Raw genomic sequence first — 18,124 nt, 5'->3', positions numbered from 1 at the left:
ATGAATTTATGGTTGACTCAACCTCCATCTCAGATCAAGATACCCACGCTGCCAGAACGGCAGCGTACACTCAGAAGGAGAAAGACCATGAAGACCAGGACAGACGAATACGTCACCGAAGACGAGTTCGAGCCCATCGAGCTCGGGACTGTTTCGGAGGAGACCAGAGGCCTCCCCGGCATTCAGGACGAATTTGGAAGCGGGTCGGCCAATTCCCGCGTCCAATAAGCTGACCGGTGAAGGAGGAACCTGCGTTCCTCCTTCACTTTACCTGACCGTTCTCATGCCGCCGAAAGGTTTTCTGAGGAGACCCGGCCATGCCTGCATCCTACTATCTGAAGAAAGATGTCTTCACCTGCATGGCGGGCGGGATTTGCCTCGGTCTCGATGCCCGCACAGATCGCTATTTCTGGTTGACCGCCGAACAGTCCTGCTGGCTGGACCAAATCCTCCGGACAGACCGGCCGTCACCCCTCACCGGCAAACAGCTTCAGTTTGCCGGGCGCCTGCTCGATCGGGGACTGATCACGCAGGACCTGTCGGACAGCCGGTCCAAGGCGGCGGCGCACCCGCCATCGCCGCGCTATTGCGTTTTCGACATGGATGATGATCCGCAGGCAGGACCGCGCTGGAAATATGCCCCCGGCCTTGTCCTGACATTGCTTCGATGCTGGCGGCCGGGAAATAGCCGTCGCGGCGATCTTCGCCGGCGCCTGAACCAGGTGCGCCGGTGGCGCGAGCGCATCGGTACCGTACAAACGGCGGACACTGCTGACATTGTCCATCTCACCAGACAGTTTCATGCGCTTACGCCCTACTTCTTTTCCATTCATGACGCCTGCTTTTTCAGGAGCTTCCTGCTCGTCGGCTACCTTGCGCGGTTCGGCATCCAGGCAGACTGGATCTTCGGCATGCGTCTCGCCCCCTTCGGCGCACATTGCTGGGTGGTGTGGAAGGACATGTTGCTGAACGAGGCGCTCGATACGGTCGCCGAATACCAGCCGGTCATGAGGGTCTAGGAGACCATTGCTATGCGCGCTTTCTTCGCCATGGCCTGGGATGGCCGCTGCAAGGAGGCGGCAGCGTCTGCTGCCAGGCTTCGCAGCCGGATTGCCGGGCCGGATACCTCGCCGGAAAACTGCCTCCGGACCAGCTCATTCGAGCTCTATGAGCTGACCGAAACCCCGGACAGAACCAGTATTCTTCCTCTCAGGGATGAGACGGGCGAGGTAAGCGGCGCGATATTTGGGACGCTCTTCCAGCGTGCCGGCCCGTCCTGCCCTGCAATACCCGCCCCCGTTTCGGCGCAGGTCAGGGACCGTACACTCCAGGCGGGCGGTCCGGCTGGACTGGTTGAAGGATACTGGGGCAGCTATGTCGCATTCATGCGATGCGGCGACAGGCTTTCAGTCATCACGGATCCGGCCTCATCCATCCCGTGTTTCTACATGCGCCATCAGGGGGTCACACTTGTCTTCTCCCATCTCGAAAAGTGCCATTTTGTCGAGCGGGACAAGCTATCGATAAATCACGGCTTCATCCGCAAGCTGCTTTTCTACGACAAGATCCAGAATGGCGAGACCGGACTGAATGAGGTCCGTGAACTTCCAGCCGGTTCCTGTCTCGACGCAACATCCGGCGGCCTGCAGACTGCCCTGCTCTGGGACCCGCGCACGCATGCCCGTCCGGCAAGGGAGAGATCCCGTGCGGACGCGATCGCCGGGCTGCAGGAAACCGTTCGCCATGTGGTCCGGGCGCACAGCCAGTGCCATCCCGACATCCTGCTCAACCTCTCCGGAGGTCTCGACTCTGCCATTGTCGCCGGCTTCCTGGCTGAAAACCCGCCCGCCGGCCGGCTCAAGGCCATCCACTTCATCATGCAGTCTGAAGATCCCACCGAACAGGTCTATGCCAGGGCCGTTGCCAGCCACACCGGAATTGAACTGCAGGAGCTTGATGTCGCCCCCGACAGGCCCCTTCCCGCCCCCGGTGAGCATCCCCTCTCGGCACGGCCTTACCGGCAATTCCTCGGGCAGGACCACGCCTCCCGGCTCGGCCAGCTCCCGGACGCACGAAACAGCACGATCTTTACTGGACAGGGCGGCGACCACCTGTTTCTGGAGACCCGGAGCCCCCTGGGTTTCGCCGACCATCTCCTGCACCACGGCCTCGCGGCAGATACAGGCGAAGTGCTTCTGGACACGGCCCGGCTGGCGGGAAAATCCATCTGGGCGGTCCTCGGGGAGACACTTCCTGTCCTGTCGGGCCAGCGGGAAAACGCATTGATGACAGGCATTCGTCACCGGCAGACACGTGTGACGGAAACCGCCTTTTCCACGCTCGACCCTGCCGGTATGGTCCCGTCATGGGCGGTTGAACCCGATGGTGTGCTGCCTGCAAAATTCAACCAGGTCGCAAGCCTTGTGCACATGTGCCAGATCCGCGACACACTCGACATGCCGGGTGGGCTGGAGACGGTCCACCCGCTGATATCCCAGCCCCTCATGGAGTATTGCCTTGGCGTTCCAGCCTACCAGCTTTCAGTTGGGGGCCGCAGCCGAGGCCTTGCCCGCGACGCCATGCAGGGTCTCGTGCCCGACAAGGTGCGCCTTCGTAAATCCAAGGGCAATGCCTCGCGCTTTTTCATCGACCAGCTCGCCGCCAACCGTGAGCAGATCGGTGAAACACTGATCACGGGCGAACTGGTTTCAGCCGGGCTGGTGGATGCAGCCAGCGTCCGTGCCTTTCTGAGCCGCGATGAGTATGTCCGCATGAGATCGGGCCGGATGATGCTCATCTATTATGTCATCGAAGCCTGGCTGCAGCGGTGGAAGGCCGAACTCGCAAACACGACACCTCCCAGGCCCGTCAGTTCTCCATGAGGCCCGCCCCTGTGAGGAACGCATCGAACCGCTGCCAGAGGTCACGGATATTGGCTGGCGAGGACGGACCGTGCCCTTCTCCCCAGTAGCGGACATAGACCGCCTCTTTCCCGGCCCTGTAGAGCGCGCCGAACATTTCATCATACTGGGCCATGTCAAAGTAATCGAAGTCGGAATGCACGAGCAGGACCGGCGCGGTGATATTGCGGGCGTTTGCAACGGGGCTGGTACGCGCATAGGCCGCCGGATCATCGAGCGCACTGTCGCGCAATCCGAATGGGCAGTAATGACTTGGGCCTTCCATCTCGCATTCATAGCGCCATCTGTTATCGCCGCCATTCTGGTCGAGATGAAAATACCGCATCAGGCCGCGCGCGCCGAAATAGTGGCTGAAGAAGTCGGCCCAGCCATTCATCGAGATCACGGCGGCCGGTTTCCGTGTCTGTGTCGCGGTGACCAGCGAAAGCAGCCCGCCCTGGCTGAACCCGTAGAGGACCACCCTGTCAGGATCGCCATAGCCCTGTGCGACCAGGGCATCGACGGTCTGGTCGAAAACATTCCCCATAGCTGCAACCGGGCCGTCCGCGGTCCTGATCAGGTCAAGTGGAAAGGCCGGGCGGATATAGATGAACCCGCGGGCGGCCCAGAGATCCGCGGTCACGGCGGCAGGCTGTGGTAGATCCTTCAAGGTGCGGCATGTGCCCCCCGTACCGGTCGGATAGACATCGACCAGCAGCGGATATGACTTTCCCGCATCATAATCCGGCGGCAGCATTACGCAGCCTTCCGTCTGTCGCGGCGCCAGCCGGTTTTCGGGGTCGTTCAGCATATAGGTCACCTGCCGGTGCTCCGGATGACGCACGCGATCGAGATGCGCATTGATGCGGGCAAGCTCGATGTCGGCTTGCCCCTGCCTGACAAGGAGCAGACGTGTTGCGCCCCCGGCCGTCACCGTCGCGACAAGGCTGCCAGCCGCCCGCGATGCGTCGATCACATGCGCACCCTCCTGTCCGGTATCCAGGGTTTCGGGTGGCGCTGATCCCGGCCGGGCATCCAGAAACACAATAGCGGTCTCCCCGTTCTCTTCAGCCCCGGCAAGCAGGACGAGATCGGGCGACAGGGGATAGCGCACCATGGAAGATCCGAGGCGGAACTGGTTTGACCAGCCATGCGCCGGACTGACCCGGCCGCCAGATGGAAGCAAGGCCCCGAGGGCTGGAGGCGACCGCCGGACAGGCGGCTGACCGGGGACAATGCGCCAGACGGCCCCGTCCGCCAGAAGCGTCATTGACACGCCGTCGCTATGCAGCGGGTCGCGCGGCACCTGGTCGAATGCCCCGGTCAGCCGCAAGGGCTGTTTGCCGGGCGCGAGCAGAAACCAGTCCGGCCTCTCTTCACCGCGTGCCTGCGCCAGTATGGCAAGTCCCGCGTCAAGAAGCACCGTGCGGGCAGGCCCGCCCCACCAGAGATAGGAGGCGTCGGCCCGGTTGCCGGCTGGCGACAGGCCTGCATGCGGCAGAACATCTCCCTGCAGGCTCGCGCGCTGGAAGACATAAAACCGGCCATTTTCGGGCGCCGTCTCCGGACCCCAGCCATAGACGGCAAAGCGCGCCCCCGCCTCATCCCAGACCAGAGAATGCGGGTCGACATTGAAAGGCGTAGCGACCTGCCGGACCTCACCGGTCTGGCGGTCGATCAGGCTGAGCGCATAGCGCCTGTCAAACACAGGATGGGTCTCGCGGGCCACGGGCCTCACATCGGCCGGCGGGCGGATACGCTTTCCGGTCCGCGCGGCCAGCAGGTAGCGTCCGTCCGGCGATGCGCGCACACCGGCATAGCGTCCCTCTGCCAGGTGGCGCGTCTTTCCTGTCACGATGTTGAACTCGACCAGCGCGCCATCGGCCCAGTCATGTGCCCGCTGCCCCCCTGTGCTGACCACCTGCGAGGCAGTCGGCCCCGTGCCGGACCAGGCCCGGTTCCAGTTCTGCCAGAGAAACCGGCCTGCCGTGGCGCGGTTGCGCAGTTCCGAACCGGGCCGCATCGGATCACGCACCGGCATGACAAAGCTTTCCGGTGAGACCCAGACGAGGCGTTCATTATAGCGCCCACCGGCCACATATCTGTCACGGATGTCAGGCAGGGGATCGAACCGTACGCAGGCATCCTCCGACAGGCGGCAGGCCACCAGCCTCAGGCGGCCCCGCCAGTGTTCCAGGACGACGACATGATCGCTGTCGGGTGACAGGCCGAAGAGATAGTTCGTGGCCGCCGGGTCGAGACCGGGCTGCAGCGCCTGTACACCGGTATCCATGTTGCGGACCCAGAGCTGGTGGCCGCTCAGCCCATAGGCGCGCAGCCACCAGGAATAGTCTTCCAGCGCGTCATATGGCGGGACAAGGTTCCAGGCGAGCCACGCCCCGTCTTGCGAGAACCGCGCCTCCCCGATCCCCCCGATCGAGAGCACATCATCGACCGTCACAGGGTGTGCGGCGTCTTCGGCCGGTGTCGCGGATGCAGGCCCTGCCCCCAGCGGGGTCAGGGTGAGGACAAGGCCTGCCAGCGCCAGACTCTGCGCCGTACCCGGGAGATAGCTCATGATGTCCCGTCTGTCCCGTCAGAATGACTTGCGCAGGCCGACGGCCACGAACCGCCCGATGGGCGAGGCATTGGCCGGGTCGTAGCTGGTGATCCCGAACCGGCTCGCCGTGGGCGCATTGGGCGGCGCCTCGTCGAACAGGTTGGAGAGGCTGAGATCGAAGACCGTCCCGGACAGCAGGCCGGGCGCATCCACATCAAATTCATAGGCCAGTGACAGGTCGGCGGTTGTCCAGGAGCCGATCCGCCGGGCCGAGGGCGAATTGTCGGTCCGGTAACCGGCCGTGTAGTTGACGAAGAAATTCCCGGTGAAGCCGCCCCTTGCAAAACCGAGGCTGGCACGCGCCTGCAGGTCGACCGGACTGTAGAGCGTGTTCAGCGCCTCGACCTCGGGTGTCGTCTGTGCGGCCTGCTGCACAAAGTCGATAATATAGTTTGCGTTCAGCCCGGCCGAGATCAGCCCTTCGTCCGTGTCGGCACGATAGGTGAGCCGGAGATCGAGCCCGCGCGTGCGTGTCGAGGCGAGGTTCCGGGTCTGGCTCACCCGGTTGATGAATCCGATATTCTCAAGCGCTGTTGCTCCGCCCGTGATGATGATCGGGCGGCTCAGCGACGCCAGGAGGGCATCGATCTCCGCCTCACTGGGAAAAAAGGTGATCGTCCCCGGGGGGAACAGGTCCGGATTGTCAAAGGCCAGCCCGGGCGCGAAATTGAGATTCAGATTGCCCGGCACAGGGGTCGTCCCGAGCCGGTTCTCGAAATCGATGTCATAATAGGAACTGCTCAACGACCAGTCCTGACGGCCCGCCCGGGCCTCGTAATCGAAACCTGCCGTAAAGGTGCGCGACGTTTCCGGGTCAAGATCGTCTGCGGTGCCATTGACCTGGATGAGATTGACACCGTCAAGCGACGGATCCGGCAGGTCGATGCCATACACGCCCCGGATGAAATCATAGGACAGGACAGCCGCGATCCGGTCGAGCGCACCGGACTGGCCGACCGTGGGCGGTGCAAAGGATTCGCTGTAGGAGCTGCGCAGGTTCAGGCCGTCGGCCGGCGCCCAGAGAAGCCCGATCTTTGGATTGGCCGAACTCCCGAAATCGGAATAGTCATCCCACCGGCCCGACAGGTTGATATCGAGCCGCTCGATCCCGGTCATGGCATTTCCCGGACCGACCAGGGGGATCAGCACCTCACCATAAACCGCCGTGACATCGCGGCGGCCATCCCGGATCGTACCAAAGCCACGCGTCTCGAAATCGAACGTCTCCTCGCGCAGCTGCGTCCCGATCGCAGCCTTGACCGTCCCGCCCGGCAGGTCGATCACATCGCCGTCGAGCTGAAGGTCGAATGACAGCAGGTCGGAACTGAAGTCGGACACGGTCGGGGGTGCACCGCGTCCATCAAACCGGTTGAGGATCTCATTGTTGCGGATCCGGTTATAGGTGATGTCCGAGGAAATCCGCCAGCTGGCAGACAGATCGTAATCCGCCCCCGCGCTGAGGGCGACGCTCTCCGAGCTTGTATCCGAACGCGTGACAATCCCGGCCGCCCCGGCAAATACCGTGCTGCGCGAGACCTCCCGCCTGGAATAGAGACCGGTCCCAGACAGGCTGAGCTGCGGCCCCAGCTCCTGCCTCAGCGAGACGACACCACTATTGCGCTCCTGTTCCGGCAGCAGGTCAAAGGCCTCGCGCTGCGCAATCGGATCGCCCGTCTGGAGCGGCGGTGCGGCGAGACCCGGGCGTTCGGCCAGCGTCAGCTCGTCACGCAGATAGTATTCATAGGTGGCGATCACATTGCCACTGTTCCACGCCGTCCCGAAGGTCTGGCTGGCACGGATTTCCTCCATGTCGCCATCGGTGACAGAGCCGTAGCGCAGCGAGGTTTCGCTGCCTTCATAGTCATCCCGGAGGACAAAATTGATCACGCCGGCGACCGCATCGCCGCCATAGATGGCCGACGCCCCGTCTGTCAGGACATCCACCCGGTCGAGGGCCGAGAGCGGGATGAGCGACAGGTCGACAAAATCGCCGATCGCCGATGTCGGCGCGAGCCGGTTGCCGTTCAGCAGGACCAGCGTGCCCCGTGAGCCGAGCCCGCGCAGATTGGCCCCTGTCCCGAACGTGTAGTTCTGCGCGGAGTTCTTGTCATTCGGCAGCCCGCCTGAGGCAAATTCGGTCGACCCGCCCTTGAAGTTCTGCGGCAGCTGCCGGATGAACTGCTCGGTCGATGTCGCGCCCGAGCGCAGCAGGTCGTCGCGATCGAACATCAGGAGCGGCGAGCTTTCGGGCGCAAAACCGCGCAGGCTCGTCCCGGTCACCTTGACCGTATCGATGCGCAGGTCGCTTTCTTCCCGCACTGCCGGTTCATCCCGGGCCACGCCGGGCCTCCGGGGCACCGGTGTCCTGACAGGAGCCTCATCCTGGTGAGCCTCAACCGGCACAGCAGGAACAGCCCGGATCACCAGCGCATCGCCCGGTCCCTCGACCGCCTCGAGCCCGGTGCCCGCCAGCAAGCGCTCAAGCGCAGCATCGCCGGACATGGTGCCCTGCACAGCCGGCGCCATGTGCCCGGCGACAAGGCTTCCGGAAAACAGCACCGGCTGGCCGGTCTGTGCACTGAAAGCCCTGAGCGCCTCGCCCAGGGGCGCCGCCTCAAGCCTCAGCTCCTGCACCTCCGCCTGCGCCAAGACCTCGCCGCCCCCCGCAACAGACATCACCACCGCCGCCAGCAGCCGCTGACGCAATCCCATCGTCTTGCCCATAATCCCCTCCGGATCCTGATTGAACCGGCCGGGCTCCAGAGGCCCGGCTCAGAGGGTCAACAAGACTGCTCCACCATCGGGCCAAATCCCTACCATGTGCGCAGAGCGGACAATCGATTTGCTACGAAGTTAGGTCCGACTTTTGTGCTGCCGCTCACAGATCCAGCGAGGCAACGAACCAAGGCAATATTTCGGTGGGTGTTGCTTTTGACGCATGGCAACGACTGAGATTGTACCGTTGATCACGCAAAAGAACATAAAATGAACGTCCTTCCCAATCGATAGAGATTCAGGCATAGTTATGATTCGTCGTTGGAGAGCAGCACTATGGACATGACGCCTGTCAAAACCTCAGAACTGCTAAAACCCCTCAACAACTGGGAGAGAAAGAACGCACCGCCTGAGTTGTGGGCGCGAGGGGATCGCAATCTGCTCAAGGATGGATTGCGGGTATCGGTGGTGGGCTCTCGCAATATGTCCAAAGAGGGGGCGTCTCGCGCCCGCGCATTCTCGAAAGCGTTGGTGGACAGAGGCATCACAGTCGTGTCTGGACTAGCGGCAGGAATCGATACCATCGCTCACGAGACAGCAATTGAATCCGGGGGCAGAACAATCGCTGTGCTTGGAACCCCGATCAATCAAGCGTACCCAAAGACGAACGCCGGGTTGCTGGACAGAATTGCGTCAGACCACCTTGCAGTCTCACAATTCCCAGAAGGCTACCCATTCCGCCCGCACAACTTTCCGCAGCGAAACCGAACAATGGCACTGATTTCCGATGCTACTGTAATCGTTGAGGCAAGCGAAAAAAGCGGAACCAAACATCAAGGTTGGGAAGCTATACGGTTGGGGCGCCTGGTTTTCATTCTGGATAATGTTGCCAAGAACCCGGACCTGACATGGCCTAAAGAAATGATCGAGTACGGAGCGCAGGTCATAAGAAGAGAAAATCTCGACCAATCGCTTGAAAATCTGCCATCCCTGACATCGGAGGAAGAGTTAGCATTTTGAGGCTCAATTTTGCGACTTTCGCCGATTACTCATCCAGGGGCCAAGGCCCGGAATCCCTAAAATCCAGGAAACTCTGTGACGGTATCAAGGCTGGCAATGAACGTGCGTTAACGTCTCTAGCCAAGGCTTTATCGAGCGAAAGAGCTGAACCGATACGTGATTTTCTGGCCGCTGACAGAACACTTGTTCCGATACCTGGAAGTGGGAAAACTACGCCTGAAAACTTCTGGGGACCAAGGCTGATCTGCGAAGCCCTCGCGCATGAAGGTATCGGCGCCGGAGTGCTTCCACTCTTAATTCGGAACACAGGTGTACCGAAGTCTGCCTTCGCTGCAGCAGGAGAACGGCCGACACCTCAGCGGCATTTCGAATCGATCAAGGCTGAAATTGACCTAACGACGCCCCGGAGAATCACACTTGTCGATGATGTCGTCACAAAAGGAAGTACAGCCATAGGTGCTGCGCGACGCATACGCCATGAATTACCCGACTGCGATATCAAATTGTTCGCGGTCTTTCGCACGTGCAACTTCGCGCAGGACATTGAACGTTGCATAAATCCGCGATCCGGTAATCTAACCTATGCGGACACTAGCGATGCTGTTCGGCGCATAGATTGAAATCAGAACTGCTCATCCGACCGCTTCCAGCACAATCTCTTCCTTGGAAACCTCCGCCTCCACCGGCAGGAACAGCTTCAGGCTCTCGACAAACTCCACTTGCTTTCCGGCCGGGAATGTCCCACTGACCCGCTCGGCGGCGAGCGCCGCATCGGCGATCCGGATAGTGACCGAGGAATAGCGGTTCATCTCGGCAACCGCTTCTTCCAGGGTGACATTGTCAAACTCGACCAGGCCCGCCTGCCAGCGCGTCACGGCCGCGGGATCGACGGCACGGACCTCCTGGCGGCCATCCTCGTGCACCAGCAATTGTTGGCCGGGCTCCAGCACCCTGCCCTGCCCGCTCGCCTCACCCCCGACCCGCACCGATCCCTCAACCAGCGTCACGGCCACCGTGTCCCCAGCCCTCACGCTGAACACCGTCCCCAACGCCTCGGTCACGCGTCCCGATGTATCGACCCGGAACGGACGCTGGCCCGCGGCCACGTCGAACAGCGCTTCACCATGCACCAACCCGACATCCCTTGCCGTATCGGAAAACACAACCTCGATCTGCGTGTCGGTATTGAGCGTCACCGAAGACCCATCCGCCAGCGACACCTCCCGGACCTCGCCAAGCTGCGAGACATACACCTCAGGCACGACAGGCTCCTGCCCTGCCGGCCACAAGGCGACAACCACAAGTCCCAGCACCAGAACAGCGGCAAGCCCCGCACCCCAGACCCCGAACCGGCGCCCCCGCCCATCATGAGAACCACCGCTGTCCGGGCGCCCGAACCCGGTCCGGTCCAGAACAACGAGCGAGCGTTCTATCTCGCGGAAGGCCGCGGCATTCGCCGGGTCGCTCTCCCAGGCGGCAAAGGCCTCCCATGTCTCATGATCGAGATCCGGCTCCTGCAGTTCGGCATACCATTCGGAAGCCGTCCTGAGCCGTTCAGGATGATCGTCGTGCCACGCTGCCATACTGTACTCACCCTGCCGGGCTCGGGTCCCGGCCTTCTGCCTGTGCGAGACGCCCGGCAATTTCCGCCACGGCGTCGGCCACCTCTCTCTTGACCGTTCTTGGCGAAACAGACAAGCGCCTGGCGATCTCGTCATAGGTGAGCCCGTCATAGCGGTGCAGCCGCAGCGCCTCGCGGCGCCGCGCCGGCATGGCGGCAATGGCCGCCTCGGCAATGCCCAGAAGTTGCGAGTCCATGAGCTGTCTCTCCGGCGTGACGGTCCGCCCGCAGGCCACAGCAGACCCCTCCTCCATGACATCCACCGCCCCGCGATGCGCCCGCACATGACCCGATTTCAGATAGTTGACCGTCAGATTGCGCAGCGTCGTGAACAACAGACGCCGCAACTCCTCGCCAGACCGGTCCCCATAGGCCCGCCCCACTGCCACAAACGCCTCCTGCACCAGATCCTCGGCATCTGCCCTGTTCCCGATCCGGACATGCGCGAGCCTAACCAGCTGGGCATAGGCTTCGCTAAAAGTCCGCCGAAGACAAGAGCTCTCTGTAGAGCGGTTGCCACTAGATTGGTTCAGCTCGGTCCCTACGGCCCCAATGAATGTTTTCGGGACCATATGACCCTCATCACAACCTAAGGACTACAAACGAAAAGAAACAACATATTCAGAGTATACTCCGTGGCTGTATACTCTGCAAGACGATTTGCTCCCACTAATGAGGCTCCGGGAGATCTTCGCGCTCAACTTGAAGAGCAACAGACGAGGGAGAAATCTCTCGCAGGAAGAGCTTGCAGACTTGGCGGAGATCGACCGAACGTATGTTAGCCTTCTAGAGCGAAGCGAATACAGCGCATCGCTCGACATGATCGAAAGACTCGCCAGAGCACTTGAAGTGCCCCCGCTAGAACTATTGCGGACTTCGAAAGCAAACGAAGAGTATACTCCGTAGCCATATACTCATCGTGTACATCCACTCTGGAACATGCACGTCCGAGAGATTCTAGCTTATAATCTCAAGAAATATCGACGATCGCGAGGCATGTCCCAAGAGGAGCTCGCACATCGCGCCGATATTGATCGGACCTATGTCAGCCTGCTTGAGCGTCGAGTTTATAGTGCAACCATAGATACGCTCGGCAAGATGGCCGAAGCCCTAGAAATTGACCCGGATGTCTTATTAAAGCGACCTAAATAGGCGATCAGCACGAAGCTTAACCACGAAGATATCGGAGGGCACACAATCTTTCGCGTGTTAGCTTCGGGCGCAGCAGTAGATATTGCCTCCCAAACGCCTCCATGATCGGCCGAGATTCAAAATAAACCAAACTCAGTTCCGTTCCCCGATTGGATAAGGGGAGCCGCTCAGCCTGGCCGCGAGCGCATGGAATGGCGCGCGCTCCCGGATCGGTACGCAGTCAGCAAGGATCCTCACGAATCTCGCCACTTCGTCCCGCAACTTGATATCCGTGTTGAGGCTAAGCGTCCTGATCAGATGAAGTAGCGCCGAGTTATCCTTCCGGTTCGCGCGGAGTTCCGATCTCGCGGCCAGTTCCAGGATGAAAACAAGATCGCTTGATCTGTCTTTCGAACCTTCGCTGAGGCTGGACCAGCGCGCGATGAGCCGCGAGAGAAGCCGGACACGCCGGGCTTGGTTCCGCTTCAATCGCGGCCTGACCTGGGTGAGAACCCGAGCCAGAATCCGCAGCCTTGTTTCGTCAAGATGTGGGATCCACGTTCCGGCTTCCCTCATCAGCCGTTCAATCCGCTTTTCCGAAAGGTCAGGTACGCCTGCCACATGAAGCGCGAAGAGGTTGAGGCATGGTTGCCTGAAGGTGCACCTGAGGAAGGCTTTCCGGCCCTTGACCAGCTCGGCCATGAACGAGTCCTGACCTGTCAGGATGTCACCAGCCCAGCGGGGGTCCGCGCCAAGCCAGCTTGCCCAGGCATTGGGGTGTCCCGAAGCGGCAACTATCCCAGGATGGGGATATACGCCCTCGCCTTCATGGGAAATTTCTGCCGCGAGGCGTGCATTGGCTTCCTCATCAGGTGGCACAGTGGCGTGAACTCTCCAGAGCCCGCCAAGAGCCGCGAGGAACTGAACTTCATGGGTTACATTGGGATCGAGAATGTCATCGGATCTCAGCAGGGCGCGAAGGCCGATCCGCTCGATCGCCGTATTCTCCGCAAACATCGTGGAAATCTGGCCGAAATCGGCATGGCGCGGTAGCAGCGTACTGAAGACCCGGCCCGTCCAGGCCCAGGCGCAGAGCCAGGCCTGCTGATCGCCAACGGTGTCGCGTCTCACCGCGTAAAGGCGGACACACACCGTCCGCGCAAAGCTGAGCTGGGCCCGGCGGGTTTCGCTCGTTTCGTCTGAAATTACCGCTTCTACCTCGCCTGCCGCTTCGCCGAGATCACCGCGCGCACCGAACAGGACGAGGAGGTTGCGTAGCGCAACAGGGTCCTGACAGCGCAACAGGAGCCTGCCAGCCGTCTCCCTGGCTTGCACATCTGGCAATGCGGTGAACCAGTCCGTTACCGCCTGCCCGAATGCGACAGGCACGCCCGACCATCTCACAAGCGCCTCCTCCATGCCGAGACGGGCGGCCAAATTCGCGATGGCTTCGTCGGCCGTCCTCACCTCTCCTTCAATACCGAGCCAGGCAAGGAAGCTGTCAGGGCCGGGGCACTCCAGCTGGCTCAAGGCGAGCTTGTCGCCCGTGTCCAGCTGGCTGAGTGTCCAGAGCAGGCCTTCGGGGCTGGCGCGCGCCTCATCAAATAGCGCTGCCCTGCGCTCGGACGACCGGGCTTGGCCAAACCGGCGGCGGAAAGCCTGCTTGTCGGCAGCGGCCATCCCAAGCGTATCCAGCAGGCAGTTAAAGGCCGTCCGCCTCACTTCAGCCTCTTCTGCCCCAACTGCGTCCGGCAGGAGCCGGGCAATGTGGGTGGACGTAGTGACAAGGTCGAGCTGGCCTGTCTCTGTTCTCCTGAGCGTAGCCCTCTCTCCGCCTTCTGATCTCAACTGGGCCTCGTGCGCCCCTTTCACCATGCGGTCGGCTGCAGACCAGAAATCCTCGCTCAGAAAGATCATTCCGCCCGCTTCAATCGCGCGGCCTATGCCGAGCTTGCCTGCAATTGCCGGATCAGACGCAACATGCTCCCGGATCTCGTCCGGACAGAGATCCAGGAAGCGCCGCGCAAGTTCGGCGGCGATCGCGCGATCATGCGGGCCTTCGCCCGGCTCATTGATATGGGTCCGGACAACGTCCGCGATCCGCTCAGAGAGCGCATCGATCCCGCCATCCAGTGCGTCGATGGCAGGGAGAATAAGGCCTGTATAGACAGTCTCCAGGATCTCGGCCGCCTCGGCGCGTCGCGGCGCCTTTAGCGTAGCCGCTTCCGACAGGAAGGACAGGACGAGCGAGCCATGCCACATATGACAGAGATTGCGGGCGCTATCCGCTTCGAGGCTCTCGCGCCAGTCGAGCCGCAGATGCTGAACGGTCCAGACAATGGCATCGCGATCCTCGTCGAAGCTGCCAAGTGAATTCCTCAGGATAATGCGGATGACGTGGCTTGCGAGAAGGTACTGGCCAAATGCCGCCTGGCGCTCGGTAGCTGCCTGACCGGAAGAGGCTGCAAAGACGTATTCTTGGTGCGCCGCAAAGCGTTCGAAAGCCCGCCGCGCCTGTTCAAGACCTTCTTCAGCACCATCGTGCCCGTTCAGCGCATCCTTCAGAAGTCTGACGATCTCTTCAGCGTCCGGCAGAATATAGTCGTAGCCTAGCTGTCTCAGCTTGCAGATAGCGTCCCGGCAGACCGTCTCGTCTATTGCGCCACGCCCCCGCAGCGACCGAAGGACCTGGACGATGCTGAGGATCGGCATGTGGTGGCTCTTGCTGTGGCCATTGATGAACCGGTCATCCACCCAGAGCGCAATCCGGCCTTCCCCGCGATAGGTCAGTGCAGATCGGAGAACCTGATCGATGGCATTTAAGGTCTCCTCTTCCTCCCCGGTGCCGCCTGCTGACGCAACGAAGATTCGGCCGTCCCGGATATCTCGGCTCAGCTTGCCACGAAGGGCGGCGAGACGCTCAGAAGTGCCGCGGCCATTCCTGTCCGCCCTGATTGCATGTTGGAGATTGGCAAACTGGCCATTGGTGAGTGTCAGCCGGTCCTTGCCCGTCAGCCTGGCGATCCAGCCGGCCTGGGCCATGCTTTCAGCGACGCCGTCCTGGATGTGAACCCGAACACCGCGCTCATCCCATTCAGCCATCAGCTCATCGCAGAGCTCCGAAACCCCGTAATCAGCCGGTCCAGCCTGTTCGCCATCGAAACAAATGGACAGGCTGGAAGCCGGGCGCTGGCGCACACGCCGGATTCGGCCTTTCCCGACACACTCTACAAGGTACCGGCGGGCCTGCTCGTAATCCCGCTGTGACGGGCGGGCGCGGTCTTCCATCAGGTGGAAGGCTTCCGCCCAGCCAAGCGGCAGAATGAGCTGCATGCCAGCCGTCTCCAGCCGGTCCCAGAGACCGAGTGCCTCGGCTACCAGAATTGCACTTGTATCGAGACAGAGCGTATCGAAATCCGGCACCTCCCGGCCGGTGCTGCCGGCATGAACAGGTTTGGGTGTCGTCTCGCCGAAAGACAATCCGCTGACAGCGGGCGTCAGATAGTGAAGCGCCATCCGGTCTCCGAGCACCGCATGCCCGAAAACATCCCCTCGCTCATAGGCCTCCATGGTCCGGCGGTCGCGCTCGATCGCCGCAATCATCAGCTCCTTTGCCTCCTCAATCCCTCCCATCCGGAGCGCCGCATCCGGCTCGGCCAGCGCCACTTCATGCATCTGGCGCACATAGGGATCGGCCTTGCCGGGGGTCAGCTCCATGGCAAGAAAGGCTGCGCCGCCTCGTACAGCAGCGCGGGGATCGGCCATGAACGCCTCTTCCATCAGTCGTACGGCAGTATGGGGGTCGCCGGATTTGAGCGCATGGGCCCAGCGCATCTTCTCGATGGGCAGCGCCACCGCCGGATTGTCCGCCTGCAGGGCTTTGCCAATGATCAGGCCGGCTCCCCGCGGATTGCCGAGGCTGAATTGCAGGCGGGCCCGGCCGAGGAAGGCCGGATCGGAGGGGTCGGTCAGGAGCTGTTCGGCGAGCGTGAGTGCTTCACCCATTCGGCCCACACCGGCCAGGAGATTAATCCGCACAGCCTGAAGCCGGTCTGGATAGGGCGCATCGCAGAACTCGGCGACCCGGCTCTCGAACAGCGCCAGTGCGCCTGTCGGATCGCCGGTATTGGAAACGGCCTCAACTGCCAGCTGGAACGACATCACAGTCCCGATCTCATCCAGAAGGAATGACCGGGCGGCCTCGAGCGGCTCCCAGATGTTCCGGTCGCCGAGCAGTCTTGCATATTCGAGCCGGAAAGCGGCCGGCCGGCCTTGATCGGTGAACCGGGCAACAATCTCCTCATCGGGTAGACCCGTCGCGTCATACTCATCATTATCCTCACCGGCCTCCACACGCTCCGCGATTGTGACAAAGGCCTCGTAAAAATCCGCGTCATGGCTACGAAGTAGAGTCTCGTGCGTCTCCAGCGCGGCGTGCATCGCAGGACCATTCCCTTGGTCACGATAGAGGTTGAGCAACATGTTGACGGCGAGGATATCGCTCTGGTCCATGGCGAGACGGTCCTTCAGCCAGGCTTCCGCCGTCCCGGCATCAATCGGCACATTCCGCGTCAGGCACCAGATAATATAGCCCGGATGAAGATGATTCTGCTGATGGGCGGTCTCGATCATGCCTTGCGCCTGCCTATACCGGTCCGGATCATCGAGGCAGGCCACGAAGCTCCACATCCAGGCCTCCTCACGCTCGCTGCGCTCGGGCGACGCCTGCACCAGAGCATCGAATAGGACACGGGCGCGGGCCCGGCTTGCCTTTGCGCCGGCGTCCTGGCGCGCGCAACTGGTGGGATAAGGCATCGGCCAGTCCGGGCCCGGAAGACCGATGACTGGCGACAGCGATACGGCGAAACAGACTTTGGCACGGACCTGCTGGGCAAGCAGTTCGTCCGGGGCAACGGTTACAGCCTGTTCGGCCGCTGTTACTGCTTCGGCCTGCCGGTTCAGGCGGAGAAGGCACATTGCGCGAAGGCGATAGAACCAGGCGGTATTCCCGGGGTCCGGCGGCGCGGAATCGAGCAGGGTGAGCACGCCCTCTGGCGCATGGTCAGATTCCAGCATCAGGGCAGCCTTAAGGATCCGCTCTCTGGCGGTACGGGGCTCGCCCATCGCTTCAAGCGCCGCATTCGCCCCGTCGCGGCGCGACACGATGGTCAGCTCGAAATACCGGTCCTGGGGCGAATGGAGACCGGCCGCTTCATTGTAGGCCATTTCTAACGCGTCGAGTGGCAGGTCCGGAGTGCAGATCGCCTCAATTCGGGTGACAATAGCCTTCTGCTCCGGACCCGTCAGCTGCCAGAGGTTGCGATCTGCGCGCAATGCCTTTGCTCCGGCAAGAGCATCAGTCCGCGCGCCCTTGCGAACCAGGGCCTGCAATGTGTCGATGCGCGAGACGATCAAAGGTGTGTGGCTAGCCTCATAGGCCTTGATCCTCGCTTCCATTGCCTCTGCATGGAGCCGGTCCGCCTCGGTCCCGCCGGACGGGTCAGGCGCACAAAGGACATGTACCCAGTTGCGATCCAGGTGCTGCACCACCAGGGATGGCTGTGTCCGGAACCGGTCGATCAGCTCACCCTGGCTCCACACCTCACACGCAATGCCAAGCCCATTTATGATCTCATGGACCTCGCGGATATGCGCTTTGCGCGTGTCCTTGCGCGCTTCGCAGGCAACGCAGAGAACAAAGCGCGTAACGCCTTGCGGTTTCCAGAGTTCATCCCAGCTCGCGGCGAATTCCTTCGCTGCACCGACGATTCTACCTCTTTCTGGATCTGCATCCGAACGGCACGAGCCAGCGACAAGGCCAACCTCGCCACGATCGATAAGGAAATCGACTCCCTGCTGGGCCTGACCGCGTAGTTCGTGCAGGTCACCGCTGCGAACATCGCGATAATGCGACCGGGCGAGGTCCAAGCACATATATTCGAAAGCTTCGGATGACTTCGATGCGAAGTTAGGGCGGGGTGCGCCACTGAAATCGGGATCCAGAAAGTCTTCTTTTGTGCTCACTCCAGCTAACCTTTCCGGACCCTGTGCATTTATAAACACTCGGAGCCACGCCTGACCCAGCAGCTCTTTAAGCGGATAGCACGAGTCGACAAT

11 protein-coding genes are annotated in these 18,124 nt (G+C 61.6%); 6 read left to right on the top strand and 5 right to left on the bottom strand.

The window, feature by feature from the left end; genetic code table 11:
* Positions 1 to 87: 87 nt before the first annotated feature.
* The 3 genes from Q1K31_RS07290 to Q1K31_RS07280 all read left to right on the top strand — a co-directional run bounded on the left by Q1K31_RS07290 (position 88) and on the right by Q1K31_RS07280 (position 2,882).
* A complete protein-coding gene (locus Q1K31_RS07290) occupies positions 88 to 228 on the top strand; it encodes a hypothetical protein (protein WP_300378308.1) in 141 nt (46 codons plus the stop codon).
* Positions 229 to 317: 89 nt separating this feature from the next.
* Entirely contained in the window at positions 318 to 1,019 is a 702-nt protein-coding gene (locus Q1K31_RS07285; RefSeq protein WP_300378306.1) for a lasso peptide biosynthesis B2 protein, read from the top strand.
* 12 nt (positions 1,020 to 1,031) lie between these two features.
* Entirely contained in the window at positions 1,032 to 2,882 is a 1,851-nt protein-coding gene (locus Q1K31_RS07280; protein ID WP_300378304.1) for an asparagine synthase C-terminal domain-containing protein, read from the top strand.
* Here the strand turns inward: Q1K31_RS07280 and Q1K31_RS07275 are convergent.
* Positions 2,869 to 5,478: a prolyl oligopeptidase family serine peptidase gene (locus tag Q1K31_RS07275; RefSeq protein ID WP_300378302.1), complete on the bottom strand. Its 2,610-nt coding sequence runs from the start codon at positions 5,476 to 5,478 to the stop codon at positions 2,869 to 2,871. The two genes, Q1K31_RS07280 and Q1K31_RS07275, sit on opposite strands and share 14 nt — an antisense overlap.
* A gap of 18 nt (positions 5,479 to 5,496) precedes the next feature.
* Entirely contained in the window at positions 5,497 to 8,244 is a 2,748-nt protein-coding gene (locus Q1K31_RS07270; RefSeq protein WP_300378300.1) for a TonB-dependent receptor, read from the bottom strand.
* Positions 8,245 to 8,571: 327 nt separating this feature from the next.
* Between Q1K31_RS07270 and Q1K31_RS07265 the strand changes: the two genes are divergently transcribed.
* A complete protein-coding gene (locus tag Q1K31_RS07265; protein WP_300378298.1) occupies positions 8,572 to 9,255 on the top strand; it encodes a DNA-processing protein DprA in 684 nt (227 codons plus the stop codon).
* Positions 9,256 to 9,887: 632 nt separating this feature from the next.
* Here Q1K31_RS07265 and Q1K31_RS07260 read toward each other — a convergent pair.
* Both Q1K31_RS07260 and Q1K31_RS07255 read right to left on the bottom strand, forming a co-directional pair.
* The gene (locus Q1K31_RS07260) at positions 9,888 to 10,838 is read right to left on the bottom strand and encodes a FecR domain-containing protein (protein WP_300378296.1); all 951 of its coding nucleotides are present in this window, start codon (positions 10,836 to 10,838) and stop codon (positions 9,888 to 9,890) included.
* Between the two features lie 7 nt (positions 10,839 to 10,845).
* Positions 10,846 to 11,448, bottom strand: a complete 603-nt coding sequence (locus tag Q1K31_RS07255) for an RNA polymerase sigma factor (RefSeq protein WP_300378294.1) — start codon at positions 11,446 to 11,448, stop codon at positions 10,846 to 10,848.
* A gap of 100 nt (positions 11,449 to 11,548) precedes the next feature.
* On the opposite strand from Q1K31_RS07255, the gene Q1K31_RS07250 reads away from it, so the two are divergent.
* Positions 11,549 to 11,782, top strand: coding sequence for a helix-turn-helix transcriptional regulator (locus tag Q1K31_RS07250; protein WP_300379033.1), 234 nt, complete (start codon positions 11,549 to 11,551; stop codon positions 11,780 to 11,782).
* A gap of 33 nt (positions 11,783 to 11,815) precedes the next feature.
* Positions 11,816 to 12,028 carry a helix-turn-helix transcriptional regulator gene (locus Q1K31_RS07245; RefSeq protein WP_300378292.1) on the top strand — a complete coding sequence of 71 codons (213 nt, stop codon included), beginning with the start codon at positions 11,816 to 11,818 and terminating at the stop codon, positions 12,026 to 12,028.
* Positions 12,029 to 12,160: 132 nt separating this feature from the next.
* Here the strand turns inward: Q1K31_RS07245 and Q1K31_RS07240 are convergent, their stop codons facing one another.
* Positions 12,161 to 18,031: a hypothetical protein gene (locus Q1K31_RS07240; protein WP_300378290.1), complete on the bottom strand. Its 5,871-nt coding sequence runs from the start codon at positions 18,029 to 18,031 to the stop codon at positions 12,161 to 12,163.
* Positions 18,032 to 18,124 lie beyond the last annotated feature (93 nt).

It is taken from the genome of Henriciella sp. (assembly GCF_029936995.1).
GTDB lineage: Bacteria > Pseudomonadota > Alphaproteobacteria > Caulobacterales > Hyphomonadaceae > Henriciella.
The sequence above is the reverse complement of the archived record's forward strand: the minus strand, read 5'-3'. Positions and strand labels throughout refer to the sequence as shown.

Excerpts from the sequence above, each read along its gene's own strand:
- Q1K31_RS07290 (WP_300378308.1), top strand. The coding sequence starts at position 88 with ATGAAGACCAGGACAGACGAATACGTCACCGAAGACGAGTTCGAGCCC.
- Q1K31_RS07285 (WP_300378306.1), top strand. The coding sequence starts at position 318 with ATGCCTGCATCCTACTATCTGAAGAAAGATGTCTTCACCTGCATGGCG.
- Q1K31_RS07280 (WP_300378304.1), top strand. The coding sequence starts at position 1,032 with ATGCGCGCTTTCTTCGCCATGGCCTGGGATGGCCGCTGCAAGGAGGCG.
- Q1K31_RS07275 (WP_300378302.1), bottom strand. The coding sequence starts at position 5,478 with ATGAGCTATCTCCCGGGTACGGCGCAGAGTCTGGCGCTGGCAGGCCTT.
- Q1K31_RS07270 (WP_300378300.1), bottom strand. The coding sequence starts at position 8,244 with ATGGGCAAGACGATGGGATTGCGTCAGCGGCTGCTGGCGGCGGTGGTG.
- Q1K31_RS07265 (WP_300378298.1), top strand. The coding sequence starts at position 8,572 with ATGGACATGACGCCTGTCAAAACCTCAGAACTGCTAAAACCCCTCAAC.
- Q1K31_RS07260 (WP_300378296.1), bottom strand. The coding sequence starts at position 10,838 with ATGGCAGCGTGGCACGACGATCATCCTGAACGGCTCAGGACGGCTTCC.
- Q1K31_RS07255 (WP_300378294.1), bottom strand. The coding sequence starts at position 11,448 with ATGGTCCCGAAAACATTCATTGGGGCCGTAGGGACCGAGCTGAACCAA.
- Q1K31_RS07250 (WP_300379033.1), top strand. The coding sequence starts at position 11,549 with ATGAGGCTCCGGGAGATCTTCGCGCTCAACTTGAAGAGCAACAGACGA.
- Q1K31_RS07245 (WP_300378292.1), top strand. The coding sequence starts at position 11,816 with ATGCACGTCCGAGAGATTCTAGCTTATAATCTCAAGAAATATCGACGA.